Source organism: Pseudomonas sp. H1_D05, from assembly GCF_054682705.1.
In genome coordinates this window covers 2,372,752-2,399,080 of sequence record NZ_CP162825.1, presented here as the reverse complement: position 1 = coordinate 2,399,080, position 26,329 = coordinate 2,372,752, and the positions used below count along the sequence as shown (strand labels likewise).

The 26,329-nt window shown below is 59.4% G+C and carries 16 protein-coding genes and 2 pseudogenes; 9 read left to right on the top strand and 9 right to left on the bottom strand.

The window, feature by feature from the left end:
• Positions 1-6 precede the first annotated feature (6 nt).
• The 4 genes from aceF to msrA all read left to right on the top strand — a co-directional run bounded on the left by aceF (position 7) and on the right by msrA (position 7,474).
• The gene (gene aceF, locus AB4O11_RS10860) at positions 7-1,965 is read left to right on the top strand and encodes a dihydrolipoyllysine-residue acetyltransferase (protein WP_460130632.1); all 1,959 of its coding nucleotides are present in this window, start codon (positions 7-9) and stop codon (positions 1,963-1,965) included.
• A 276-nt stretch (positions 1,966-2,241) separates the two neighbouring features.
• Entirely contained in the window at positions 2,242-3,639 is a 1,398-nt protein-coding gene (locus AB4O11_RS10855; protein ID WP_460130631.1) for an alkaline phosphatase D family protein, read from the top strand.
• Between the two features lie 252 nt (positions 3,640-3,891).
• Complete coding sequence (locus AB4O11_RS10850) at positions 3,892-6,588, top strand: putative bifunctional diguanylate cyclase/phosphodiesterase (protein ID WP_093430121.1); 2,697 nt, start codon at positions 3,892-3,894, stop codon at positions 6,586-6,588.
• A gap of 220 nt (positions 6,589-6,808) precedes the next feature.
• Positions 6,809-7,474, top strand: a complete 666-nt coding sequence (gene msrA, locus AB4O11_RS10845) for a peptide-methionine (S)-S-oxide reductase MsrA (protein ID WP_123448336.1) — start codon at positions 6,809-6,811, stop codon at positions 7,472-7,474.
• 126 nt (positions 7,475-7,600) lie between these two features.
• On the opposite strand, the gene AB4O11_RS10840 is transcribed toward msrA, so the two are convergent.
• The gene (locus AB4O11_RS10840; RefSeq protein ID WP_007915674.1) at positions 7,601-8,440 is read right to left on the bottom strand and encodes a 23S rRNA (adenine(2030)-N(6))-methyltransferase RlmJ; all 840 of its coding nucleotides are present in this window, start codon (positions 8,438-8,440) and stop codon (positions 7,601-7,603) included.
• Positions 8,441-9,327: 887 nt separating this feature from the next.
• Between AB4O11_RS10840 and AB4O11_RS10835 the strand changes: the two genes are divergently transcribed.
• Positions 9,328-9,783 carry a hypothetical protein gene (locus AB4O11_RS10835; RefSeq protein ID WP_460130629.1) on the top strand — a complete coding sequence of 152 codons (456 nt, stop codon included), beginning with the start codon at positions 9,328-9,330 and terminating at the stop codon, positions 9,781-9,783.
• Between the two features lie 50 nt (positions 9,784-9,833).
• Here AB4O11_RS10835 and AB4O11_RS10830 read toward each other — a convergent pair whose 3' ends face one another.
• The 4 genes from AB4O11_RS10830 to putP all read right to left on the bottom strand — a co-directional run bounded on the left by AB4O11_RS10830 (position 9,834) and on the right by putP (position 15,045).
• Positions 9,834-10,154: a hypothetical protein gene (locus AB4O11_RS10830; protein WP_460130627.1), complete on the bottom strand. Its 321-nt coding sequence runs from the start codon at positions 10,152-10,154 to the stop codon at positions 9,834-9,836.
• A gap of 336 nt (positions 10,155-10,490) precedes the next feature.
• Positions 10,491-11,204: a DUF4123 domain-containing protein gene (locus tag AB4O11_RS10825; protein WP_460130625.1), complete on the bottom strand. Its 714-nt coding sequence runs from the start codon at positions 11,202-11,204 to the stop codon at positions 10,491-10,493.
• Positions 11,194-13,209, bottom strand: coding sequence for a type VI secretion system Vgr family protein (locus AB4O11_RS10820; protein WP_460130624.1), 2,016 nt, complete (start codon positions 13,207-13,209; stop codon positions 11,194-11,196). Before AB4O11_RS10820 ends, AB4O11_RS10825 begins: the two co-directional genes overlap by 11 nt.
• A 351-nt stretch (positions 13,210-13,560) precedes the next feature.
• Complete coding sequence (gene putP / locus AB4O11_RS10815; RefSeq protein WP_093430114.1) at positions 13,561-15,045, bottom strand: sodium/proline symporter PutP; 1,485 nt, start codon at positions 15,043-15,045, stop codon at positions 13,561-13,563.
• Between the two features lie 458 nt (positions 15,046-15,503).
• On the opposite strand from putP, the gene putA reads away from it, so the two are divergent.
• Both putA and AB4O11_RS10805 read left to right on the top strand, forming a co-directional pair.
• Complete coding sequence (gene putA, locus AB4O11_RS10810; protein ID WP_093430113.1) at positions 15,504-19,457, top strand: trifunctional transcriptional regulator/proline dehydrogenase/L-glutamate gamma-semialdehyde dehydrogenase; 3,954 nt, start codon at positions 15,504-15,506, stop codon at positions 19,455-19,457.
• Positions 19,458-19,716: 259 nt separating this feature from the next.
• On the top strand, positions 19,717-21,519 hold the full coding sequence (locus tag AB4O11_RS10805; RefSeq protein ID WP_460089604.1) for an acyl-CoA dehydrogenase: 1,803 nt from the start codon (positions 19,717-19,719) through the stop codon (positions 21,517-21,519).
• 211 nt (positions 21,520-21,730) lie between these two features.
• Here AB4O11_RS10805 and AB4O11_RS10800 read toward each other — a convergent pair whose 3' ends face one another.
• The 4 genes and pseudogenes from AB4O11_RS10800 to AB4O11_RS10785 all read right to left on the bottom strand — a co-directional run bounded on the left by AB4O11_RS10800 (position 21,731) and on the right by AB4O11_RS10785 (position 24,297).
• The gene (locus tag AB4O11_RS10800; RefSeq protein ID WP_460131072.1) at positions 21,731-22,438 is read right to left on the bottom strand and encodes a methyl-accepting chemotaxis protein; all 708 of its coding nucleotides are present in this window, start codon (positions 22,436-22,438) and stop codon (positions 21,731-21,733) included.
• 207 nt (positions 22,439-22,645) lie between these two features.
• Positions 22,646-23,623 (bottom strand): annotated as a pseudogene (locus tag AB4O11_RS10795) (cache domain-containing protein); the annotation flags it as partial.
• Between the two features lie 144 nt (positions 23,624-23,767).
• Positions 23,768-24,070: a cell division protein ZapA gene (locus tag AB4O11_RS10790; protein WP_064117128.1), complete on the bottom strand. Its 303-nt coding sequence runs from the start codon at positions 24,068-24,070 to the stop codon at positions 23,768-23,770.
• Entirely contained in the window at positions 24,067-24,297 is a 231-nt protein-coding gene (locus tag AB4O11_RS10785) for a hypothetical protein (RefSeq protein WP_007909525.1), read from the bottom strand. The genes AB4O11_RS10790 and AB4O11_RS10785 overlap by 4 nt, the downstream gene beginning before the upstream one ends.
• Before the next feature lie 171 nt (positions 24,298-24,468).
• Here AB4O11_RS10785 and AB4O11_RS10780 point away from each other — a divergent pair.
• Both AB4O11_RS10780 and AB4O11_RS10775 read left to right on the top strand, forming a co-directional pair.
• Positions 24,469-25,299: pseudogene (locus AB4O11_RS10780) on the top strand (MCP four helix bundle domain-containing protein); the annotation flags it as partial.
• Between the two features lie 30 nt (positions 25,300-25,329).
• Positions 25,330-26,202, top strand: coding sequence for a methyl-accepting chemotaxis protein (locus tag AB4O11_RS10775; RefSeq protein WP_371042268.1), 873 nt, complete (start codon positions 25,330-25,332; stop codon positions 26,200-26,202).
• The last annotated feature ends 127 nt before the right edge of the window (positions 26,203-26,329 follow it).

Here is a 26,329-nt window from a genome sequence, read left to right as displayed (position 1 = left end):
CATTTTGTGAGCGAACTCATTCGCGTACCTGACATCGGCAGCGGTGAAGGTGAAGTAATTGAACTGTTTGTGAAGGTCGGCGACCGTATCGAAGCCGACCAGAGCATCCTGACCCTGGAATCGGACAAGGCCAGCATGGAAGTGCCGGCCCCGAAAGCCGGCGTCATCAAGAGCCTGAAAGTGAAGCTGGGCGACCGTCTGAAAGAAGGCGACGAACTGCTTGAGCTGGAAGTCGAGGGCGCCGCTGAAGCGGCCCCTGCTCCTGCCGCTGCGCCGGCCGCAAAAGCGGAGGCCAAACCGGCTGCCGCGCCTGCTGCCACTGCACCAGCCGCTGCCCCTGCTGCCGCTTCGGTTCAGCAAGTGCACGTGCCGGACATCGGTTCGTCGGGCAAGGCGCAGATCATCGAGATCCAGGTCAAGGTCGGCGACACCGTCGAAGCTGATCAATCTTTGATCACTCTGGAATCCGACAAGGCGAGCATGGAAATCCCGTCGCCTGCCGCTGGCGTGGTTAAAGCCATCAGCGTCAAGCTCAACGACGAAGTCGGCACTGGCGACCTGATTCTGGATCTGGAAGTGGCGGGTGCTGCGGCCCCTGCGGCTGCCGCTCCGGCCCGAGCTGCTGCACCGGCCGCTGCCGCTGCGCCTGCTCCGGCAGCCGCGCCAGCAGCACCGGTGGCTGACAGCGTTCAGGACATCCACGTTCCGGACATCGGCTCGGCTGGCAAAGCCAAGATCATCGAAGTGTTGGTCAAGGCTGGCGACAGCGTTGAAGCCGACCAGTCGCTGATCACCCTGGAATCCGACAAAGCGAGCATGGAAATCCCATCGCCTGCCGCTGGCGTGGTGGAAAGCGTTTCCATCAAGCTGGATGACGAAGTCGGTACTGGCGACCTGATTCTGAAGCTGAAAGTCAAAGGCGCGGCGCCTGCTGCTGCCCCGGCTCCAGCTGCCGCCGCTGCTGCTCCGAGCGCTCCGGCACCTGCCGCTCCGGCTGCTGCACCTGCTGCTGCCGCTCCAGCCGCCGCACCGGCCAAGCCGGGCGCGAAAGTTCACGCCGGCCCAGCGGTGCGTCAACTGGCCCGTGAGTTCGGCGTTGAGCTGAACGCTGTCGGCGCCAGCGGCCCGCACGGTCGTATCTTGAAAGAAGACGTGCAGGTTTACGTCAAAGCGATGATGCAGAAGGCCAAGGAAGCACCGGCCGCTGCAGCGGGCGCAACCGGTGGCGCGGGCATCCCGCCGATTCCGGTCGTCGACTTCAGCCGTTTCGGCGAAATCGAAGAAGTGCCGATGACTCGCCTGATGCAGATCGGCGCGTCGAGCCTGCACCGCAGTTGGCTGAACATCCCGCACGTGACTCAGTTCGATTCGGCTGATATCACCGAGCTGGAAGCCTTCCGCGTTGCACAGAAAGCCGTTGCAGAGAAGGCTGGCGTCAAGCTGACCATCCTGCCGCTGCTGCTCAAGTCGTGCGCGCACATGCTCAAGGAGCTGCCGGACTTCAACAGTTCGCTGGCGCCAAGCGGCAAAGCGATCATCCGCAAGAAATACGTGAACATCGGCTTCGCCGTCGACACCCCGGATGGCCTGCTGGTACCGGTGATCAAGAACGTCGACCAGAAGAGTCTGCTGCAACTGGCAGCCGAAGCCGCTGCGCTGGCCGCCAAAGCCCGCGACAAGAAGCTCACCGCTGACGACATGCAGGGCGCCTGCTTCACCATTTCCAGCCTCGGCCACATTGGCGGCACCGGCTTCACGCCGATCGTCAACGCGCCGGAAGTGGCGATCCTCGGTGTTTCCAAGGCAACCATCCAGCCAGTCTGGGACGGCAAAGCCTTCCAGCCGAAACTGATGCTGCCGCTGTCGCTGTCCTACGATCACCGTGTGATCAACGGTGCCGCTGCCGCACGCTTCACCCAGCGTCTGGGCAGCCTGCTGGCGGACATCCGCACGATCCTGCTGTAACTCGATCGGCCCTCCGGCAACGGAGGGCCGATTGCTGCACCCTTTCGAGCGCCACACGCTCGTACCTCAACCCCGTCAGTTTGGCGGGGCTTTTTTTTGCCTGAAGAAACACCTCCCTCGTCTTTTTCCCACACGTCGCGCTGACATCGGCCACAACTCCGGTCGACTTGGCACCGATCTTTTTTATTCGATACGCAACTAACCTAGGCGCAACCAATTCAACTAAGAAAACTTAGTGAAACCCTGTTAATTCAAGTTAACTCGAATGGAATCGACATGTTAAAACCAACTATCGGCCCAATTACCGGCCACGTTACAACTGATCATGTGCGCATCTTCATGCGTGGCGATCGTCAGAACAACTCGCCGGTATTTGCCGGGATTCGTTATCGCGCTTCCAGCACACAACATTGGTCCAAAGGTAACTTTGCGCAACTGAGTGAATTACGCGACATGTCACATGTGTTCGCCCTCAACAACTTGAGTGCCGACACCGAATATGAATATCAGACCGGCTGGTTCAGCCCGATGAATCCGGTACATACGCCAGACAGCGTTGCCGAGTTGCCGTTGCAATGGCCACGGGAAATCTATCGCCTGCGCACCCGCTCCAGCAAAGCCCTGCACCCCAGAGCCTACATCGTCGGCTCCTGCCGCTACTTGCGCATGACTGCTGGCATTGCCTCCCTGCCGCAACTGGGTGACCGGATCTTTGCATCCATCAATCAGCTCATCGAGGGCATACAACCCCCGATCAGCGCGGTATTGATGACAGGCGATCAAATTTATGTGGACGACTTGAACCTGGTCGCACCGGATCGCGAATACAAAGACATTCTCAACAAGTACCGCGCCGCGTTTTCCCAACCCAACATTCAACGGTTGATGTCTGGCACGTCGACTTACATGATTCTCGATGATCACGAAATCGAAGATAACTGGCCTGCCAATGCCAGCAAGTCCGACGGCGACTTGTACCGTAACGCAATGGCTGCCTATGAGTTGTATCAGGCCAGTCATAGCCCGGTACATCCGCTGACAACTAACGGTGAAATAGATCACTCGACACTTGAGCATTACTGGTATCAATTCAGCGACGGCGATATCGAATGGTTTGTCACCGATAGTCGCACCCGCCGCAACTTGTCAGCCGATGACCGACGCATCCTCGACGAGGCACAGGAACAGGCCCTGCTCAAATGGCTGAGCCACAGCACAGCGCGGGTCAAGTTCGTGGTCACCAGCGTGATGTTCTATCCCGATCGCAAACGCCACGGCGATGACGCTTGGAAAGCCTTTCCCGAACAACGTCTGCGCCTGCTGGAAACCATCCGCACCCGGCGAATCAAGAATGTCGTGTTCATTTCCGGGGACGTGCATGGCTCGCTGACGGCTCGTTTGACACACAGCGAAGACCCGGACTTCGAAATCCACACGGTGGTGTCCTCGCCGCTGTGCAACAGCAAACTGCTGCCATATGCCAAAGCGTCCACGTTCATCCTGGATCAGCCGCTGGTGCGCACGGCGGCGGGCGATTATCGGCATGAACTGACCAGCACGGTGGTGAGTGAAGACAATTTCGCCCACTTGGTGGTCGAGGCTGATCAGCTTGTGGTCAATTACCATGATCGGGATGGAAAACGGCTGCAGTCGATCGCCATAAAGCTGCGCTAAGCCTTAAAGATCGCAGCCTTCGACAGCGCCTACAGAGGGCGCATTCCCCTGTAGACACTGCCCAAGGCTGCGATCTTTTACTCTTTTCAACGACGTGCTGGAGAAATGCCCGACGCAGCCGACATATTCTTATAGCACTTGGCCTTCATGTCTCTTGTCAGTCAGTGCCGCAATGATGCAACCTTGCCGCAGGCAACAGTAAAGAGGGCGAGAGCCCGGCGCGTTCAGCATATTTCCAAGCGAGTTCCCTTCATGAAGAGCCAACCCGATGCCGCCAGCCGTATGGCGGCCGAGGTAGTGACGCAGTTGCCTGTGCCCTCGCGGCTCGGCATGCTGCGTTTCGAGCGCTTGAATGAAGCCAGTTGGGCGATGCTGTTTCTCGATCCCAACTGTGAACGCCAGTTCGGTCAGCCGGCCGTTGAGCTTTGCGCCCTGGTCGGTTCACCCTACGCCAGCCTGATGGAACCCGAAGCGCGCTATCAACTGCACGACGCGATCCAGCAGCAACTGCGCGACAGCCCGCATTATCTGGTGCGCTATACCCTGCACACCGCCGCAGGCAAGCTGAACATCCTCGAATTGGGCGAAGCGTATAAACAGCACAATCGTCATCTGCTGCGCGGCTATCTATTGGCGGTCGATGATGTGTTCGACGAAGTGCCGCAGGTGCCCTGCGTCGACCTCGAAACCCAGAATTCACGCCTGCAAATCGCCCTTGAACTCAATCAACGCGCGCAGCAGGAACAACTGCAGCACCTGGAACGCGTGCGCGCCCAGCAGGACCTGATTCTGCTGCTCGCGCGCCAGCGCTACAGCACGCACAACTCGTTGCAGGAAGCCGCCGAGCTGATCACCCGCTGCGCCTGCGATATCTATGAAATCGACTGCGCCAGCTTGTGGAACCTCGAAGGCCAGCATCTGGTGCCGATCTCCGCGTACCACCGCGCGACCCAGGAATACATCCTTCCGGACGTGATCGACATCAGTAGCTTCCCGGATTACATGGACGCCCTGCACGGCAGTCGCGCCATCGATGCGCACAACGCGATGCGCGACCCGCGTACCCGGGAGATGGCCGAAGCCCTGCGCCCGCGCGACGTCAACGCCATGCTCGACGCCAGTATTCGCGTCGACGGGCAAGTGGTCGGCGTGCTGTGCCTGGAACAGACCGGCGTCACCCGCGCCTGGCAGTCCGATGAAATCGCCTTTGCCGGCGAGCTGGCTGACCAGTTCGCGCAAGTCATCAACAACCACAACCGCCGCACTGCCACCAGCGCCCTGCACCTGTTCCAGCGTGCAGTCGAGCAAAGCGCCAACGCGTTTTTGCTGGTCAATTGCGACGGCGTGGTCGAGTACGTCAACCCGAGCTTCACCGCGATCACCCAATACACCACCGAAGAAGTCCACGGCCAGCGTCTGTCCGAGCTGCCGGCGCTGGAAAACCTCAGTGAACTGTTGTTCGACGCGCCCTCGGCGCTGGCCAAGAGCAACAGTTGGCAGGGCGAATTCAAAAGCCGCCGCAAGAACCTCGAACCGTACTGGGGTCAGCTGTCGATCTCCAAAGTCTACGGTGACAACCGTGAGCTGACGCATTACATCGGCATCTACGAAGACATCACCCAGACCAAACTGGCGCAGCAGCGCATCGAACGACTGGCCTACACCGACAACCTGACCAACCTCGGCAACCGGCCGGCGTTTATCCGCAATCTGGACGAACGCTTCGCCCGCGATAGCGATACGCCGATCAGCCTGTTGCTGGTCGACATCGACAATTTCAAGCGGATCAACGACAGCCTCGGTCACCAGACCGGCGACAAGCTGCTGATCAGTCTGGCCCGGCGTCTGCGCAACAGCCTGAGCCCAAGTGGCAGCCTCGCGCGGTTCGCCAGTAACGAGTTTGCCGTGCTGCTCGACGACACCGACCTGGCGACCGGTCAGCAGATCGCCAACCAATTGCTGGCGACCCTCGACAAGCCGATGTTCGTCGACAACCAGTTGATCAGCGTCACCGGTTCGGTCGGCCTGGCCTGCGCGCCGCTACACGGTCGCGATCCGCAAACGCTGATGCGTAACGCCGGCCTGGCGCTGCACAAAGCCAAGGCCAACGGTAAACATCAGGTGCAAGTCTTCACCGAAGCACTGAACGCCGAGGCCAGCTACAAACTGTTCGTCGAAAACAACCTGCGCCGAGCCCTGACCCAGAACGAGCTGGACGTGTTCTACCAGCCCAAGCTGTGCCTGCGCAGCGGGCGTCTGCTGGGCATGGAAGCGCTGCTGCGCTGGAACCACCCGGAACGCGGCATGATTCGCCCGGACCAGTTCATCAGCGTCGCCGAAGAAACTGGCCTGATCATTCCGATCGGCAAGTGGATCGCCCGTCAGGCCTGCCGCATGAGCAAGGCGTTGACTGCCGCCGGCATGGGCAATCTGCAAGTGGCGATCAACCTGTCGCCGAAACAGTTCTCCGACCCGGATCTGGTCGCCTCGATCGCCAACATCCTCAAGGAAGAAGCGCTGCCGGCCAATCTGCTCGAGCTGGAGCTGACCGAAGGCCTGCTGCTGGAAGCCACCGAAGACACGCACCTGCAACTCGACCAGCTCAAGCGCCTTGGGTTGACGCTAGCCATGGACGACTTCGGCACCGGGTATTCATCGCTGAGTTATTTGAAGAAATTCCCGATCGACATCATCAAGATTGATCGCAGCTTCATCCACGAAATTCCCGACAACCAGGACGACATGGAAATCACCTCGGCGGTGATCGCCATGGCGCACAACCTGAAACTCAAGGTTGTGGCCGAAGGCATCGAGACCGCCGAACAACTGGCGTTCCTGCGCCGCCACCGTTGCGATGTCGGACAGGGTTACCTGTTCGACCGGCCGATTCCGGGCGCAGAACTCATCCAAGCGCTGAAACGCTACCCGCGCGGTCCGCTCTGCCTCTGATCACCACAAGCTGTTCCTCTAGAAGACACTCCCCTGTGGGAGCGAGCCTGCTCGCGAAGACGGAGTGTCAGTCAACATCAACATCGCCTGACCCACCGCTTTCGCGAGCAAGTCGAATCGTCGCACCGTCGCCCCCACATTTGGAGAGTGCGAAGTCGGGCATCATTCGGCACACTGGCGGTCTGACTTTTCACATCCAACCTGACTGAGAGGAACGATCATGGTTCTGCGCTCGGAAATTCTGGTGAACAAGAACGTGCTCCCGACTAAAGAACAAGCTCTGCCCGGCCGCGAAACCGCGATGACCCTGCCTGAAAAGCACTTCGTGTTTGAAGAAACCCCGCTGCTTGGCCCGTTTTTCCAGGACGTCGACTTTGCGATCTTCGGTCTGGGCTGCTTCTGGGGCGCCGAGCGCCGCTTCTGGCAGCGTGAAGGCGTGGTCAGCACGGTCGTCGGTTATGCCGGCGGTTTCACGCCGAATCCGACCTACGAAGAAGTCTGCTCGGGCCTGACCGGCCACGCTGAAGTGGTGCTGGTGGTGTATGACAAGGCCAAGGTCAGCTACGAAGAGCTGCTGGCGATGTTCTGGGAACTGCACAACCCGACGCAGGGCATGCGCCAAGGCAATGACATCGGCACGCAGTACCGCTCGGTGATCTACGCGACCTCGCCTGAGCATCTGGACGCGGCGCTGAAAAGCAAAGCGGTGTATCAGGCGGAACTGTCGAAGGCGGGTCTGGGCGAAATCAGCACCGAGATCGAACAGGCGCCGACCGTGTACTTCGCCGAGGCGTATCACCAGCAGTATCTGGCGAAGAATCCTGAGGGTTATTGCGGGATCGGCGGCACCGGCGTGTGCATGCCACCGAGCCTGGCGGGTAACTGACCCCGCCGCCGATCGTTCCCCCGCTCTGCGTGGGAATGCCTCAATGGACGCTCTGCGTCCGCTGTTGGGACGCGGAGCGTCCCGGGCTGCATTCCCACGCGGAGCGTGGGAACGATCAGTCAGTGATCAGCTCTCGGCAATCAACCAATCCATCTGCCACCCACCCTGAGTCTGCCCCAGCTTCTTCGACAACCACGGCAGCAGCTCACGTAATTCCTCCTCCAGCCCCCACGGCGGATTGGCAATCGCCATGCCCGAACCGTTCAGGCTGTTCGGCGTATCCAGCGGATGCACCAGCAGCTCCACACGCAGCAACTTCGGCGCACCGGTGCCAGCCAGATCCTGATAGAAACGGCGCAACGCACGCTGATCCTTCACCGGATACCATATCGCCGCTACGGTTTGGCGCATACGGCCAATCGCCTCTTTCAACGACGCCGCACAACGCTGCATCTCGTCGAGCTGCTCGAACGGCGGATCAATCAACATCACCGCGCGTTTTTCCTGAACCGGCAACATCGCCCGCGCGACGTGCCAGCCCTCGCCCAGATGCACTTTTACCCGGCGATCACCGGCCATGTTGTCCTTGAGCAGCACGCCGTCTTCGGGGTGTTTCTCGTTGAGCATCACCCGGTCCTGCGGGCGGGTCAGGCGCCGCGCCAGCTCCGGCGAACCCGGGTAGTAGCGCAGTTGGCCATCCGGGTTCATCTCGTGCAGCACCTTCATGTAGTCGGCGGTCAGCGCCGGCAGATCCGGTTGATCCCATAAGCGCGCGATGCCTTCCAGGTACTCACCGGTACGGTTGGCCTGATCGCCCTGCAAGTCATACAGACCGATGCCGGCGTGCGTGTCGAGATAGGCAAACGGCTGCTCCTTGCGCGACATCAAGGCGATGAGGCGGGTCAAGGTCAGATGTTTGAACACATCGGCGTGATTGCCGGCATGGAAGGCGTGACGATAATTCATGGCTGCTCCTGCGAAGGGCGCAAAGTTTACCTTTTACCGGGCGGCAAGTCAGGGGTTCGCAGCCGAGCGGACAAAAGCCTTTCCCTCACCCTAGCCCTCTCCCCGAGGGAGAGGGGACTGACGGTGGTGATCTTGCGAGTTACACCGACCTGAAAGATCAGCGTGATCTCAGGTTTGTCCAAGCGAAGATCAGTGCAGAAGTCGCAAGTCGGCGTAAACCGCCCAGACAACTCGGTCAGTCCCCCGAAACAACACCTCCATCCAGGCTCGGCCAAGCGAAGTTCATCGCTGAAGTCGCAGGTCGGCGTACATCACCCAGACAACTCGGTCAGTCCCCCGAAGAACACCACCCTCCAGGCTTGACCAAGCGAAGTTCACCGCTGAAGTCGCAGGTCGGCGTACATCACCCAGACAACTCGGTCAGTCCCCAGAAAGAACACCACCCTCCAGGCTTGGCCAAGCGAAGTTCACCGCTGAAGTCGCAGGTCGGCGTACATCACCCAGACAACTCGGTCAGTCCCCCGAAGAACACCACCCTCCAGGCTTGACCAAGCGAAGTTCACCGCTGAAGTCGCAGGTCGGCGTACATCACCCAGACAACTCGGTCAGTCCCCAGAAAGAACACCACCCTCCAGGCTTGGCCAAGCGAAGTTCACCGCTGAAGTCGCAGGTCGGCGTACATCACCCAGACAACTCGGTCAGTCCCCAGAAAGAACACCACCCTCCAGGCTTGACCAAGCGAAGTTCACCGCTGAAGTCGCAGGTCGGCGTACATCACCCAGACAACTCGGTCAGTCCCCTCTCCCTCTGGGAGAGGGTTAGGGTGAGGGGCTTTGCTTTTATGGCGTTAAACTGGCTAGCCATGAACGACAGGAAGTCAAAAACTCATGCGATATCTGATCATCTGCTTATTCAGCCTGCTTAGCCCATACCTCGCCCTTGCCGACGAAACCCACATTGAACAGGCACGCGAGACACTAAAGAACTACGGCCTGAGCCACTGCATTCTGAAGCCATTCAACGAACACTCCGCGCTGGAAAAAGACATCGCATTGTCCGCCAATGCCTATTCGTTCATGGGCAAAGGCATGCATTCCATCCTGCAAAATGAAGACACACTGCAGGTGCTGCACGACCCCTATAAAGAAACCCGAAACTACGTATTAACGGCTTACGAAGAGACACCTTCAAACAGCAAATACTCGAATGAAAAAGTAGTGTTCCTTGCGTGCCTGAAGGTCTACAACTCCGAGGCGTTCAGCCGCTTTATCAAATCGCAGGATGCGTACATTCCATCCATCAAAGTCAAAGGAACGCAGCCTTCGGCAGCTCCAACAGGGTGAGCACCAATCTCGTGTAGGAGCTGCCGCAGGCTGCGATCTTTTGACCTTTTTCAGGCGGGCATGCCGCGCAGGCGCCTGCCGATGACATCCAGCACATCACAGCCGTCGCGCAAAGGAATCACGCAGAGCTGGGCGAAGTCGCTGAGGATGACGGAGTCGCATTCGACCGAGCCGCGCATGCACATGTTTTCCAGCACCTGGATCACGGCGCGCAGACGATGGTTGGCGGCGTCCATGAGGCTGTCGAGGAGCACGTGGGTGTCGATGAACAGCGTCGGCATGTCGCTGCAATTGCCGGTCAGCGCCATGAAGCGGTTGTCGGGATGGGGGATGATCTTTTCGTAGGGTGGATAGGGTTTAAGCATAGTCATTTCAGTTTTACCTCAATAGGTTTAGAGAGGCTGCCAAGTGACCTTCCTACGGGTATAGGTGGCAGCCGTACGCGAGAGTAGGAAACTGAGAAACCCACCAAACTCAGTCACGCCGAAGCGTTCCCGCGCACAGCTGCCGCAAACGATGCTACGGACACGTATTAAGTGCCGCAATCAAACGACAGCGCTGGTGCGCGGTGAATTTCACAGGGGTCCTACGCCCTGTCACCACTCTCGCAGTGACAACGAAAAGACTATCCCTGCAACCCACCGCCCACCAGTTCATGAAAACCGCCGCAACTCGAAGGAATCGTCTGAGACCTTCGCCCCGAAAACTCACTCCGACTCTGCCCGCAAAAACGCCAGTAACGCCGATTGCGACGAATCTTCCGACATTGAAACCTGAAAAAACCGCCTCACCTTGCAACGCAAAACCGCCTCGGGAAAGGCCTCGAAAAGAATCGGATATTCTTCGCTCAACCACTGCAACGCATTGGCCGTTTGCACGTCATTACCCTGCTGCGCCAGCACTGACTCCGGCACCTGCCACCACGGCAATGCCCGCCCCGAAACCTGCGCCCTGCCACCAATTTCCAGCGCCTGACCATTAATCAAACAACGCCCGATCAGCGGAAACAGCTGCGCCGTATCCACTTCATTGGCCTGCAGAACCGGCAATAGAAACCGCCCGTCCCAGAAACGAAAAAACACCGTTTTGCCGCCCGGCATCCACACTTGGGTGAGGCTGCGAAAGTGCGCCGCCACCTCTTCAAGACTCGCCGAAGACACCGCCAGCCATCCCCAATCCCGCGACTCGGTAGTGGCGACCCAATGCAGAAACTCACTGTCAGCAGCGACAATTCCCACGTAAGGCATCACCGCATCCCACTCGGCATAGATCGTCCCGGCCCAGATCGGACTGGCCGCTTCTGACCAAGCCTTGAACGGCTTTGCCTCGCTGGCATTGCTGAACACCGCGAACAATTGCTCGGATGCGCTCAACGGTTCACGCGCCAGCCAATCAACAGGCAAAAGGGAATCAGGCTGCACAGAGACCGTCCTTGCAACGCTCACACTCTTCGCAGAATGGCGCATCACCTTTAAAACTCATGATTTGTGCAGCGGTGAGCATGGCAGCCGGCGCGGCGGCGAGTTTCTCCGGCAATCCCGGTACAACCGGCGCGGCACTCATCGCCGCCATCGGCGCACCGCCCACAACAATCGGCACGCTGCTGAAAATCCCGCCGGGACCGATGTTGATCCACTGCCCGCCCGCCTGAATCGTCGCACTCGCGCCGCCGTCGATGACCACTTGCTGACCGGCGCTGACGTGGAATTGCCCACTGGCGCTGATCGCCTGATTACTCACGCGAACATGACGGTCGCCGGTCACGCTCAGATGATCGTCCTGCTTCACTTCGGTCTGGCGCTGCCCGTGGGTGATGCGCTGCTCATCAGCCTTCAACTCGTGGCGGGCGGTGCCGGTGACGACGATGCTGCGCTGGTTATCAACCTGCACCTGTTGATCGTTCAACACATGCTGCGTCCAGTTACGCTGGGCGCGCAGATAGATTTCCTCAGCGCCTTTCTTATCCTCAATGCGCAGTTCGTTGTAGCCGCCACCGCCGGAGCTGCTCTGACTACGAAAAATGCTACGAGTCTTGTCCGCCGGCAGGTCCAGCGGAATCGGCGTCGCGGCGTTGGGCAGGCAGCCCACGACCAAAGGCTTGTCGGCGTCGGCATCGATGAAGCCGACCAGCACTTCCATGCCGACTCGCGGAATCAGCACACTGCCGTAAAGGTCGTGCGCCCAATTAGTAGCAACGCGCAGCCAGCAACTGGAATGCTCGTTCAATTCGCCGTCGCGATCCCAGGCCAGTTGCACCTTGACCCGGCCGTACTCGTCGCAGTGGATTTCCGTGTCTTTCGGCCCGGTCACGACCGCCGGTTGATAGCCGAGCATGCGTGGTTTTTCCGGCCCCAGCGCCGGGCGGAAGAACACGTCCCACGGTGTGGTGACAAAGCTATTACGGTAACCCTGAAATCCCTCGCCATCGCTGGTCACCGATTCCTCCAGCACCTGCGGCTGGCGGCCATGATGCTCGATGGCGGTCAGCAACCAGAGGTCATTCCAGTCGTGGCGCGGATGCTCGGTCAGTTGCAGGAAATGTCCGCAAACCAATGCGGATTCGTCGCTGACGCCTTCAGCCTGACGGTAATCGGCGACATGTCGCTCAAGTGCCCGCTGGGCCAGGTGCTTGCCGGTTTCCCGATCATTGAATTGACCGGGGAAGTGATAGTCCTCCAGCACCGGGCGCTGCTCGCCGTCGATACGGCTTTGCAACTGCAGCCGCGGCTTTTCGAAGTTGTAGTCGCGCCGGGTGACCACGCTGGTACGGGTTTCGACGCGAACGTTAAAGCGCTGAATCGCCCGCGCGCCAGCGGACATGCCACTGCCCGGCAGATAAACCGTCGACTCGCCCAGACGCGGGAACACGGTCTGGTCATCGCCAAAAATCAACAGGTGACCGTGGGGACTGTGTTGGAAATGGTAATGAATGCCGACCTCGGCACACAGGCGCTGGATAAAGGCCAGGTCACTCTCGGCGTACTGCACGCAATACTCACGCACCGGGTAATCGCTGCCGAGGCGAAATTCAAAAGCATCACGCAGGATCGAATGATCCTTGAGCACTCGCGCGACAATTTGCGGCACCGTCAGATGCTGGAAGATCCGCTGATTGATCCGCTGGCCGAGGTAGGTCAGACGCGGGACCAGGCTGATGTGATAACGCGTCAGACGTTTCCCGGAATCGCCCTGCCCGACCTGATAAATCTGACCGTGGACGCCGGAACCGTCCGCATCAAAGCTCAGAAACGCCTGACAGTGCAGCAGGCTTTCGAGGTCCAGGTCCGGCCGTTCACTGACCAGTTCCAGCTCGAAACGAAAGGGTTGGCTGATGGCTTCCTTGCCCGTGAACTCAAGGACCTTGAGGTCATGTTGGGCGCCTTCGAGGGTCAACGTGAAACGCGGTTGATTGGCAGGCGCGAACATCCGATGTCTCTCTGCAGAATGAAGGGCGGGCGATTCTGCATGAGGGGCAAGGGGTGATGAATGGGTGACGGGAAAATCAGATTTGCCCTACTTTCATTGACGAAAAACCCTGCAAAAAGCGGCGCCTTCAACTACAGACAAGTCTCCAAAACCACCGCCGAACCTTGTAGGAGTGAGCCTGCTCGCGATAGCAGTGTGTCAGTCAACATTTTCGTTACTGATGAACCGCTATCGCGAGCAGGCTCACTCCTACAGGGGATCGCGGTGAATCAGAGAAATCACAGGCACAAAAAAAACGGCCCGTCTCCTGTAGGAAACGGGCCGTTTTCGGGTGAGCCGAAGCTCAGGGCATTACTTGTTCAGGTGGAAATCTTTTTCCGCCGCGTCGAAGCGTTGCACCATGCCTCTGGTCGGCTCGCCCATCTTGCTGACGATGTAGATGGCCAGGCTGGCGAAGATGAAGCCCGGGATGATTTCGTACAGACCCAGCAGTTCGAAATGCTTCCAGACCACCACGGTGATCGCGCCGACCAGAATACCGGCCAGTGCGCCGTCGCGAGTCATGCCTTTCCAGATAACCGAAATCAGCACAACCGGACCGAACGCAGCACCGAAACCGGCCCATGCGTAGGACACCAGGCCCAGTACGCGGTTTTCCGGGTTGGCGGCCAGAGCGATCGCGATCAGTGCCACCAACAGCACCATGGCGCGGCCGACCCAGACCAGCTCAACCTGGGAGGCGGATTTGCGCAGGAAGGCTTTGTAGAAATCTTCAGTCAGGGCGCTCGAGCACACCAGTAACTGGCAGCTCAGGGTGCTCATGACGGCAGCCAGAATCGCCGACAGCAGGACACCGGCCACCCACGGATTGAAGAGGATCTTTGCCAGTTCGATGAACACGCGCTCAGGGTTCTCGGTCACGGGGCCGGCCACTTCCGGGTGTGCCGAGAAATACGCGATACCGAAGAAGCCCACCGCCACGGTGCCGCCCAGGCACAGGATCATCCAGGTCATGGAAATGCGACGCGCCTTGGCGATCGATTTCACCGAATCCGCCGCCATGAAACGCGCGAGGATATGCGGTTGGCCGAAGTAGCCCAGACCCCAGCCCATCAGCGAAATGATGCCGATGAAAGTGGTGCCCTTGAGCATGTCGAAGTTGCTTGGATCTTGCGCTTCGATGGCCAGGAACGTGGTGTCGACACCACCGGTGGCCAGCAGCACGATGATTGGCGTAAGGATCAGCGCGAAAATCATCAGAGTGGCTTGCACGGTGTCGGTCCAGCTCACTGCCAGGAAACCGCCGATAAAGGTGTAGGCAATTGTCGCCGCAGCACCGGCCCACAGCGCGGTCTCGTAGGACATGCCGAAGGTGCTTTCGAACAGACGGGCACCGGCCACAATGCCGGAAGCGCAGTAGATGGTGAAGAACACCAGAATCACGATCGCCGAGATGATCCGCAGCAGGCCGCTTTTGTCTTCGAAACGGCTGGCAAAGTAGTCCGGCAGGGTCAGGGCGTCGCCATTGTGCTCGGTCTGCACGCGCAGACGGCCGGCAACGAACAGCCAGTTCAGGTAGGCACCGATGACCAGACCGATGGCGATCCAGCTTTCAGACAGACCCGACATATAGATGGCGCCCGGCAGGCCCATCAACAACCAGCCGCTCATATCGGAAGCACCGGCCGACAGCGCGGTGACGACGCTGCCGAGGCTTCGACCGCCGAGGATATAGTCAGAAAGGTTGTTGGTGGAGCGATAGGCCATCAAGCCGATCAGCACCATTGCTGCGATGTAGATCACGAACGTGATCAGGGTTGGATTGCTTACGCTCATTGAGTTACGCCCTGGCTTTGTTTTTATGTAGCGGCGGTGGTGAACCGCACGCAAACGACGACGTTTGGCAGACGATCCGGGATCCCGCGCATTTAGGACTGATGTTTCCCCAGGAAAGCCATCAGCCGGTACACCGGGTTATTCCCGGTTGCACCTAGGGCGCGAATGCTATGCAACAAATCAAATAAGGTGCAACCAGTTTCGTGAGAATTAGTTGCACCTAGTCGGATTTATCGACAATCACCCCGTTTTTGCTCCCTTTTGTGGCAGTCATAACCCTTTGCTAGAAGCAAAAGCACCAAGCAGGAGCAGCACTTTCGTACCAGAAAATAATTCCTGACGAGTTGCCTGTTATTCCGACAAAAAAAGGGTTGCACCCGGTTGCACCTCTTTCGGCGCACGGCTAATCTTGCCGCCAGCTGATGCCACGCAACTGTGGCAACCATGAGGATAAAAATATGGCTACCACCACCCTTGGGGTCAAACTCGATGACCCGACCCGCGAACGCCTGAAGGCCGCCGCAACCTCGATTGATCGCACGCCGCACTGGCTGATCAAGCAGGCAATTTTCAATTACCTGGAAAAACTCGAGGGTGGTGCAACCCTGACCGAGCTGAACGGTTTGACCGCCAAGGACGCCGATGAGGCGGGCGAAGTGCACACCGATCACGCCCACCAGTGCTTCCTTGAATTCGCCGAAAGCATCCTGCCGCAATCAGTACTGCGTGCTTCGATCACTGCCGCTTACCGTCGCCCTGAGCCGGAAGTGGTGCCGATGCTGATCGAGCAGGCTCGCCTGCCAGCGCCGATGGCAGAAGCCACCAACAAACTCGCCGCTTCCATCGCGGAAAAATTGCGTAACCAGAAAAGTGCCGGCGGTCGTGCAGGCATTGTTCAGGGTCTGCTGCAGGAATTTTCCCTGTCGTCTCAGGAAGGCGTAGCGCTGATGTGCCTGGCCGAAGCGCTGCTGCGTATCCCGGACAAGGGCACTCGCGACGCACTGATCCGCGACAAGATCAGCACCGGCAACTGGCATCCGCATTTGGGCAACAGCCCGTCGCTGTTCGTCAACGCCGCCACTTGGGGCCTGCTGTTGACCGGCAAACTGGTGTCTACGCACAACGAAGCTGGCCTGACCTCTTCGCTGAGCCGCATCATCGGCAAGAGCGGCGAGCCGATGATCCGCAAGGGCGTCGACATGGCCATGCGCCTGATGGGCGAGCAGTTCGTCACCGGCGAAACCATCGCCGAAGCGCTGGCCAACGCGAGCAAGTTCGAAGCCAAGGGCTTCCGTTATTCCTACGACATGCTCGGTGAAGCGGCCCTCACCGAACACGACGCGCAGAAGTACCTGGCGTCGTACGAACAAGCCATTCACTCGATCGGCAAAGCCTCCCACGGCCGTGGGATTTATGAAGGCCCGGGCATCTCCATCAAGTTGTCGGCACTGCACCCGCGTTACAGCCGTGCGCAGTACGAGCGTGTGATGGACGAGCTGTACCCGCGCCTGCTGTCGCTGACTCTGCTGGCCAAGCAATACGACATCGGCCTGAACATCGACGCCGAAGAAGCCGACCGTCTCGAACTGTCGCTGGATCTGCTTGAGCGCCTGTGCTTCGAGCCGCAACTGACCGGCTGGAACGGCATCGGTTTCGTCATCCAGGCTTACCAGAAGCGTTGCCCGTACGTGATCGACTACGTGATCGATCTGGCCCGTCGCAGCCGCCATCGCCTGATGATCCGCCTGGTAAAAGGCGCGTACTGGGACAGCGAAATCAAGCGCGCCCAGGTCGAAGGTCTGGAAGGCTATCCGGTCTACACCCGCAAGGTGTACACCGACGTTTCCTACATCGCTTGCGCACGCAAACTGCTGTCGGTGCCGGAAGTCATCTACCCGCAGTTCGCCACGCACAACGCCCACACCCTGTCGGCGATTTACCACATTGCCGGTCAGAACTATTACCCGGGCCAGTACGAATTCCAGTGCCTGCACGGCATGGGCGAACCGCTCTACGAACAGGTTGTAGGCAAGGTTTCCGAAGGCAAGCTGAACCGTCCGTGCCGCGTGTACGCTCCGGTCGGTACTCACGAAACCCTTCTGGCGTACCTCGTACGTCGCTTGCTGGAAAACGGCGCGAACACCTCGTTCGTCAACCGCATCGCCGACCAGTCGATTTCGATTCAGGAACTGGTGGCCGATCCGGTGGCGCAGATCGAGCAGATGGCGACCGTGGAAGGTGGTTTCGGCCTGCCGCACCCGCGCATTCCGCTGCCGCGTGATCTTTATGGTGCCGAGCGTGCCAACTCCAGCGGCATCGACATGGCCAACGAACATCGTCTGGCCTCATTGTCCTGCGCCTTGCTCGCCACTGCGCACAATGACTGGAAAGCCGCGCCGATGCTCGGTTGCGCTTCCAGCAACGAAACGCCGGCAGCGGTTCTGAACCCGGCTGATCACCGTGATGTGGTCGGTCATGTTCAAGAAGCCACGGTTGAAGACGTCGACAACGCCATCCAATGCGCACTGAACGCCGCACCGATCTGGCAGGCTACCCCGCCGGCCGAACGTGCGGCGATTCTGGAACGTGCCGCTGACTTGATGGAAGGCGAGATTCAGCCACTGATGGGCCTGTTGGCTCGTGAAGCCGGCAAGACCTACGCCAACGCCATCGCCGAAGTCCGCGAAGCGGTCGACTTCCTGCGTTATTACGCGGTGCAGGCTCGCAACGATTTCAGTAATGACGCCCACCGCCCACTGGGTCCGGTGGTGTGCATCAGCCCGTGGAACTTCCCGCTGGCAATCTTCAGCGGCCAGGTCGCTGCTGCACTGGCTGCCGGTAACCCGGTACTGGCCAAACCGGCCGAACAAACCCCACTGGTGGCGGCTCAGGCTGTTCGCCTGATGCTTGAGGCCGGCATCCCGGAAGGCGTGCTGCAACTGCTGCCGGGTCGCGGTGAAACCGTCGGCGCCGGTCTGGTCGGCGATGAGCGCGTCAAAGGCGTGATGTTCACCGGTTCCACCGAAGTCGCGCGCCTGCTGCAACGCAACATTGCCGGTCGCCTCGACAACCAGGGCCGTCCGATTCCGCTGATCGCCGAAACCGGTGGCCAGAACGCGATGATCGTCGACTCCTCGGCTCTGACCGAACAAGTCGTGATCGACGTAGTTTCGTCGGCCTTCGACAGCGCCGGTCAGCGTTGCTCGGCGCTGCGCGTACTGTGCCTGCAGGAAGATTCCGCCGATCGCGTCATCGAGATGCTCAAAGGTGCCATGGCGGAAAGCCGTCTCGGCAACCCAGAGCGCCTGTCCGTGGACATCGGCCCGGTGATCGACGCCGAAGCCAAGGCGGGCATCGACAAGCACATCCAGGGCATGCGCGATAAAGGTCGCAACGTGTATCAGGTCGCTATCGCCGACACCGAAGAAGTCAAACGCGGCACCTTCGTCATGCCGACCCTGATCGAACTGGAAAGCTTCGACGAACTGCAACGCGAGATCTTCGGCCCGGTGCTGCACGTGGTTCGCTACAAGCGCAAAGAGATCGATCAACTGATCGGCCAGATCAACGCTTCCGGTTATGGCCTGACTTTGGGCGTACACACGCGCATCGACGAGACCATCGCCAAGGTGATCGACAACGTCAACGCCGGTAACGTCTACGTCAACCGCAACATCGTTGGCGCTGTGGTCGGCGTGCAGCCATTCGGCGGCGAAGGCTTGTCGGGTACCGGTCCGAAAGCCGGTGGCCCGCTGTACTTGTACCGCTTGCTGTCGACGCGCCCTACTGATGCCATCGAACAATCCTTCGCTCGCGGTGATGCTGCCGTGGCACCGGACGTTCGTCTGCGCGACGCCATGAGCAAACCGCTGACCGCGCTGAAAGCCTGGGCCGACAGCAACAAGTTTGCCGACCTGAGCACTCTTTGCGTGCAGTACGCTGCGCAATCGCAGAGCGGCATCACCCGCGTGCTGGCCGGCCCGACCGGTGAGAAAAACAGCTATGCCATCCTGCCGCGTGAGCACGTGTTGTGCCTGGCCGAGGTTGAAGGTGATTTGCTGACGCAACTGGCGGCGGTGCTGGCGGTAGGCGGTTCGGCGGTATGGCCGGAGTCCGACATCAGCAAGGCCTTGTTCGCACGCCTGCCGAAGGAGATTCAGGCGCGGATCAAGCTGGTTGCCGACTGGAATAAAGACGAGGTGGTGTTTGATGCGGTTCTGCATCACGGCCATTCCGACCAGTTGCGCGGCGTTTGCCAGCAGATTGCCAAGCGTGCCGGTGCGATCGTTGGGGTTCAGGGCTTGTCCCAGGGCGAGACCAACATTGCGCTGGAGCGCCTGGTGATTGAGCGGGCGTTGAGCGTTAACACCGCTGCGGCGGGGGGTAATGCCAGCTTGATGACTATCGGCTAACACCCGATAAACCGGGCACCTGCATGGGTGTCCGGCATAGCAACAGTCCCTGTGGGAGCGAGCTTGCTCGCGAAAGCGGTTTGCCAGTCAACGTGAATGTTGAATGTGCCGGCCTCTTCGCGAGCAAGCTCGCTCCCACAGTGTTTTGTGGTGTTTGTTAAGTCTGCGCGCGGCTTCAACATCACGCTTATCAATCATCCTGTTCAGCCTTTATCAGCACGCCTAGACTCGGCCCAACCCCAACTTCAGGTAGGCCGCCATGTCCGAAACGCTGCTCAGTTCCCGCAATCTGGCTTTCGAGCTGTATGAAGTCCTTGATGCCGAGGGCCTGACCCGGCGTGAGCGCTTTGCCGAGCACAATCGCGAAACCTTCGACGCCGCCATCGGCACCGCGCGCAACATTGCCGAAAAGTACTTTGCGCCACACAACCGCAAGGGCGACGAGAACGAGCCGCGCTACGAAGACGGTCAGGCGATTCTGATTCCTGAAGTGAAACCGGCGGTGGATGCCTTCCTTGAAGCCGGATTCCTCAACGCTGCGCGCAGCTTCGATGCTGGCGGCATGCAACTGCCGACGCTGCTGTCCCAAGCTTGCTTCGCGCATTTCCAGTCGGCCAACGCGGCTTCGACGTCCTACCCGTTCCTGACCATGGGCGCGGCGAACCTGATCGAGAGCTTTGGCACTGAGGAACAGAAACAACGCTTCCTGCAGCCCATGATCGATGGCCGCTTCTTCGGCACCATGGCGCTGACCGAACCGCATGCAGGTTCATCGCTGTCGGATATTCGTACACGCGCCGAGCCGGCGTCCGACGGCACTTATCGCCTGAAGGGCAACAAAATCTTCATCTCCGGCGGCGATCACCCGCTCTCGGAAAACATCGTGCACATGGTCCTGGCCAAACTGCCGGACGCACCTGCGGGCGTTAAAGGCATTTCGCTGTTCATCGTGCCGAAGTTTCTGGTCAACGATGACGGCAGCCTCGGCCCACGCAATGACGTGCTGCTGGCCGGGCTGTTCCACAAGATGGGCTGGCGCGGCACCACCTCCACAGCACTGAACTTCGGCGATAACGGTGAATGTGTCGGTTATCTGGTGGGTAAGCCGCATCAGGGCCTGAGCTACATGTTCCAGATGATGAACGAAGCGCGGATCGGCGTCGGTATGGGGGCGGTGATGCTCGGTTATGCCGGTTACCTGTATTCGCTGGAGTACGCCCGCGAACGGCCACAGGGTCGCGTTCCGGACAGCAAAGATCCGACGACGGCGCCGGTGGCGATCATTCAGCACGCCGATGTACGACGCATGCTGTTGACGCAAAAGTCCTACGTCGAAGGTGCATTTGACCTCGGCTTGTATGCAGCGCGCCTGTTCGATGACACCACGACGCTTGAGTCCGAAGCCGAGCGTAAACAGGCCCACGAATTGCTGGATCTGCTGACGCCGATCGTCAAGTCCTGGCCATCGGAGTTCTGCCTCAAGGCCAACGAACTGGCGATCCAGATTCTTGGAGGCCACGGTTACACCCGCGAATACCCGGTCGAGCAGTATTACCGCGACAACCGTTTGAACCCGATTCACGAAGGCACCCATGGCATTCAATCGCTGGACTTGCTCGGGCGTAAATTGGCGCAGAACGGTGGCGCTGGACTGAAGCAATTGATTCGACTGATCGCCACCACCGCTGAACGCGCGACGGCGTATGAATCGCTGACCGCCCTGCGTGAACCACTGGAAAAGCTGGTCGCGCGCCTGCAAACGGTAACCATCGGTTTGTTGACCGACCTGGCACAGGGCAAGGTAAATAGCAGTCTGGCGAATTCGGCGCTGTACCTGAAGGTGTTCGGCCACACGGTGATTGGCTGGCGCTGGCTGGAGCAGGCGATTCGAGCCGAGGAAGGGCTGGCCAAAGGGAATGCAGCGGATGCCGACTTCTATAAGGGCAAGTTGCAGGCAGCGCGGTATTTTCTGACGTGGGAAGTGCCGGGTTGCCACCATGAACTGGCGTTGCTGGAGGCGCGGGATGATACGTGCCTGGCGATGCAGGATGCGTGGTTCTGAAGCGCAACCCTCACCCCAGCCCTCCCGAAACGTCGGACCGCCCAGAGGGAGAGGGGGCCGACCCGAGGTGTCTACGCATCGACCTGAAAAACCGTGTCGATTATGGATTCGGTAAAGCACTTTCAGGTCGGCGTACTTCTCAAGCATCCCACATTCAGTTCCCTCTCCCTCCGGGAGAGGGCTAGGGTGAGGGGCTTTTCTGGTTTAACACTCAGCTGAGTTTGAACCCACCCATCTGCCGCGCCAGATCGTCCGCCAACCTCTGCAACATCTGACAATCCTCACGACACGCCCGAACCTCCCCAGCCGTCGCCCGCGCCAAATCAGAAATCCCCTGCACGTTACGATTGATCTCTTCCGTCACCGCCGACTGCTCTTCGGTCGCCGTCGCCACTTGATGGTTCATGTCACTGATGCGCTCGACCTGCCCGGTAATCGCCGTCAGCGACGCCCCGGTGCGCTGGCTCGACTCAACCCCGGTACCGGTCGCCGCCTGACCGGTGCGCATAGACGACACGGCGTTTTCCGCGCCTTGCTTGAGGCTGCCGATCATTTGCTGGATTTCGTCAGTGGATGCCTGAGTGCGGCGCGCCAAGGTGCGCACTTCATCGGCGACAACTGCAAAGCCGCGACCCATATCACCGGCGCGCGCCGCCTCGATGGCGGCATTAAGTGCCAGCAGGTTGGTCTGCTCGGAAACTCCGCGAATCACCGCCAGCACCGAATCAATCGACGCCACTTGATGCGCCAGCTCGCCGACCACACCCGCCGCTACGCCAATCTCATCGGACATGCTTTCAATATGCTTGATCGAGCCGCCGACCACTTCCCGCGCCTGCATCGCTTCATCCCGCGCGGTTTGCGAAGCGAGTGCCGCGTTACCAGCGTTCTGCGCAATTTCTTGCACGGTCAGGCCCATTTCGTGAACCGCAGTTGCGACCATGTCGGTCATTTCCTGCTGACGGCCGGAACGTTCGGCGGTGTTCTCCACCACTTTCGCCACTTGCCCCACGGCCGTGCGCAGACGCTCGCTGGTGGTCAGTACTTCGCCGATCATCCCGCGCTGGCTGTCGAGGAAACGATTGAAGCCGCGAGCGAGGTCGCCCAGTTCATCGGCACGGCTGGAATCTAACCGGTGGGTCAAATCTCCACCGCCGCTACCAATCGCTACCAGCGCCGCTGTTACCTGACGAATCGGCCGCACCAGCCCTTGCGCCAGCCACACCACCAAAGCGAGGCACACCAGCGCTACGGCCAGACCGATACCGCCGCTCATCCACATGGCTTTGCGCGCCTCGGCATAGATCTGCGATTGCGGCACTTCGGCCACCAGGGTCCAGCCCAGATCACGCAGAGGCAGGCTGAAGGCGAGGAAGTCTTCACCCTCCCTTTGGAAGCTGCTGCTCACAGCATTTTTTTGACCCATGACGGCTTGAGCAGCGGAGGCGCCAATCTGCTCCGTCAGCGTGCGTTTGCCGCTGAACTGCGCCTCGGGATGCACCTGGATCAAACCGTCGGAACGCACCAGATAGACCTTGCCGCGCTCACCAAAGCTGAAGTTGTGAATCAGCTCCGACAGCTCTTTCATACTCAAACCGAGCCCGGCCACACCGACTACCTTACCGGCCTGCTCCACCTTCAAATCAATGAACAGCGCCAACTCTCCGGTCGCCCCGTCGTTGTCGATGTTCAGGGTGCGCGGCTGATTGCTGTCGAGAAAGGAATAGAACCACGCGTCAGCCGGTTTTGAACGGCTGAGGGTGCGATCCAGACCTTTTTCGGTGATGTAGTGATTGGATTCGGTGCCGATGATCAAAGCGGTAAAAGCCTTGTGTTCGGCGCGGATGCCTTCCAGATACTGCGCGAAGCCAGCCGTTTTGCTGCTGTCTTCGCCTGAGGAGAGCCAGTCGCGGACCATCGTATTGCTGGCGATATCTTTGGCCGCCGTCAGCGGTTGCACGAGGATGCGCTCGATATCGTTGCGCGTCGCTTCAATGCTCGACGGCAGCGCTTGTTCGACCAGATAGCTCTGGGCGAGGCGGTTGACCACCAGGGTATAAATGCCAACCACGATCAGGATGCTGACCAGCAGGGCGGTGCCCATGCTGAGAATCAGCTGCCATTGAATACTGCGTCGCCACAACTGCATGGAGCACCCCCAAAGAATAAGTGGCCGAAACAATGCAACAGCCGTGCCGATTGTATACAACCCAGTCGACAATCTATTCTTTGGTTGTGCGCACCTCCATCAACCCTGATTGATGGTCTTGGCGATGGTGTCGACCGTGGCGCTGACTTGCTCTTGGTAACGGTCGAGTTCTTCTTTGTGCTGCTTCTTCATTTCAATCTGCTGCGAGCACAGATTCATCGCCGCCAGCACCAGCAAGCGGTCACCGATCAGTGTCGGGTATTTGCGCTTGGTGTCATCCAGCGCTGCCTTGAGCATCATGGCCGCGTCCAGCAGGGTCTGTTCTTCCCCGGCCGGTGCCTTGATCGAATAGTCCTCCCCGAGAATGGAGACGACTTTTACCCCTGCTGTATGGTGGTTCATGCGCTGACAGGACCTGCGTTGACGCGATCAACCAGGGCTTGAATGCGTGCAGCGGTGGCGCCGTGCTTTTCTTCCTGCTCCATCAGGTTCAGTTGCAGGCTTTCGTTTTCATCCTTGGCCTGGGCCAGTTCCGTGGACAGGGTCTGGTTGGTTTGCGCGAGTGTCTGGTTCTGTTGCACCAGGTCGCTGACGAGCTGTTCCAATTGGCTGAGGGATGCTTCCAACATTTTGATCTTCCAAGCGTTTTTCAAAGGGCGCGTACGATAAAGAAAAGTCATCACGGATGCCAGGGTTAAACCGGCGCAAAGCCTTGATTTTCCTGGTGGCCGACCGTTCTCGCGAGTTTTAAAGACTGTGATCTGCCGATCTGGTTCCTGCACTTCGTCGCCCCGGCCCCTATGCGACAAATACGCACAGTGCCTCAAGACTTTAGTCGCATGACCGATAAGTCATCCATATCGCAGTCTCAGCCCGCATGGATGCGGCCCTCTCTTGGTATCCGCCCCATGTCCCTTCGCAATATGAATATCGCCCCACGGGCGTTTACCGGCTTCGCCCTGATCGGCGGCCTGATGCTGATTCTCGGCGTGTTTGCGTTGAATCAGATGAGCAAAATCCGCGCAGCGGGTGAAGACATCGCTACTGAAAGCGTGCCGTCGATCAAGGCCCTCGATGAATTCACTCAGCTGACGCTGCGCCTGCGGGTGCTGTCGTACCGGTTGCTGATCAACCGCGAACCCGACGTGCAGCAAAAAACCATCGAGCTGTTCGAGTTGCGCAATCGGCAGATCGCCGACGCTCAGCGTGCCTACGAACCGTTGATCGACGGCCCGCAAGAACGTGCAGCCTACGATCAGTACGTGCAGCTCCTGGGGCAATACCGTCAACTCGAAGACCGGATGAAAACCCTGTCGCGCAACAATCAGATCGATGAACTGCGGCAGATGCTCAACTCGGATTTGCTGAGCAACTCGGAAGCGGTGAACACAGCCCTGGCGCGCCTGCTGGAGATCAACACCCAGCAAATCGCCGAGACTGATAAAGGCGCGAGCGATCAGTTTTCGATGTCCTTCAACCTTGTGGTCACGTTGTTGGTGATCGCCACTGGCCTGACGTTCCTCTTCGCCTGGCTGCTGACCGTCAGCATCACCAAGCCGATTTCCAAAGCACTGGACGCTGCGGAAACCATCGCCGAAGGCAACCTGACCCAGCCGATCCACGTTGACGGTGAAGACGAGGCAGGACGTCTGCTGGCAGCGATGGCGAAGATGCAATCGAAACTGCGGGACACCCTGCAACGCATTTCCGGCTCGGCCACTCAGTTGGCTTCAGCGGCTGAAGAGCTGAATAGCGTCACCGACGAAAGCGCGCGTGGCCTGACTCAGCAGAACAACGAGATCGAACAAGCGGCCACTGCGGTCAACGAAATGACCAGCGCCGTAGAAGAAGTCGCCCGCAATGCGGTGAGCACCTCCGAAGCCTCGAAGAACGCCACCACTTCGGCTGGCGACGGTCGTGACCTGGTCCAGGAAACGGTCAGCGCGATCGAACGCATGAGTGCGGATGTACAGAGCACTGCAAGCCTGATCGGCGATCTGGCCAATGAATCCCGTGACATCGGCAAGGTGCTGGATGTGATCCGGGGTCTGGCCGATCAGACCAACCTGCTGGCGCTGAACGCGGCGATTGAAGCGGCGCGTGCCGGTGAAGCCGGGCGTGGTTTTGCCGTGGTGGCGGATGAAGTGCGTGCCCTGGCGCACCGTACTCAGCAGTCGACCAGCGAAATCGAGCGGATGATCGGCAGCATTCAGAGCGGCACCGAACACGCCGTGGATTCGATGCGTAACAGCACCGAGCGTGCCGAGTCGACGCTGAACATTGCTCGAGGTGCCGGCATGTCGCTGGACACCATCAACACCGCCATCGTCGAAATCAACGAGCGCAACCTGGTGATCGCCAGCGCCGCCGAAGAGCAGGCGCAGGTGGCGCGGGAAGTGGATCGTAATCTGGTGAATATTCGTGATCTGTCGGTGCAATCGGCGACTGGGGCGAATCAGACGAGTGCGGCGAGCAATGAGCTGTCGCGGTTGGCGCTGGACCTGAACAACATGGTTGGGCGGTTCAGCCTGTAAATTTTGAGATCAAGATCAAAAGCCCCTCACCCCAGCCCTCTCCCAGAGGGAGAGGGGGAAAGGGAGCAGATCGGGGGCCTTTCAGATTTTCAGTTCGACGCGATATTTCAGGTCGATGTACCTTGCA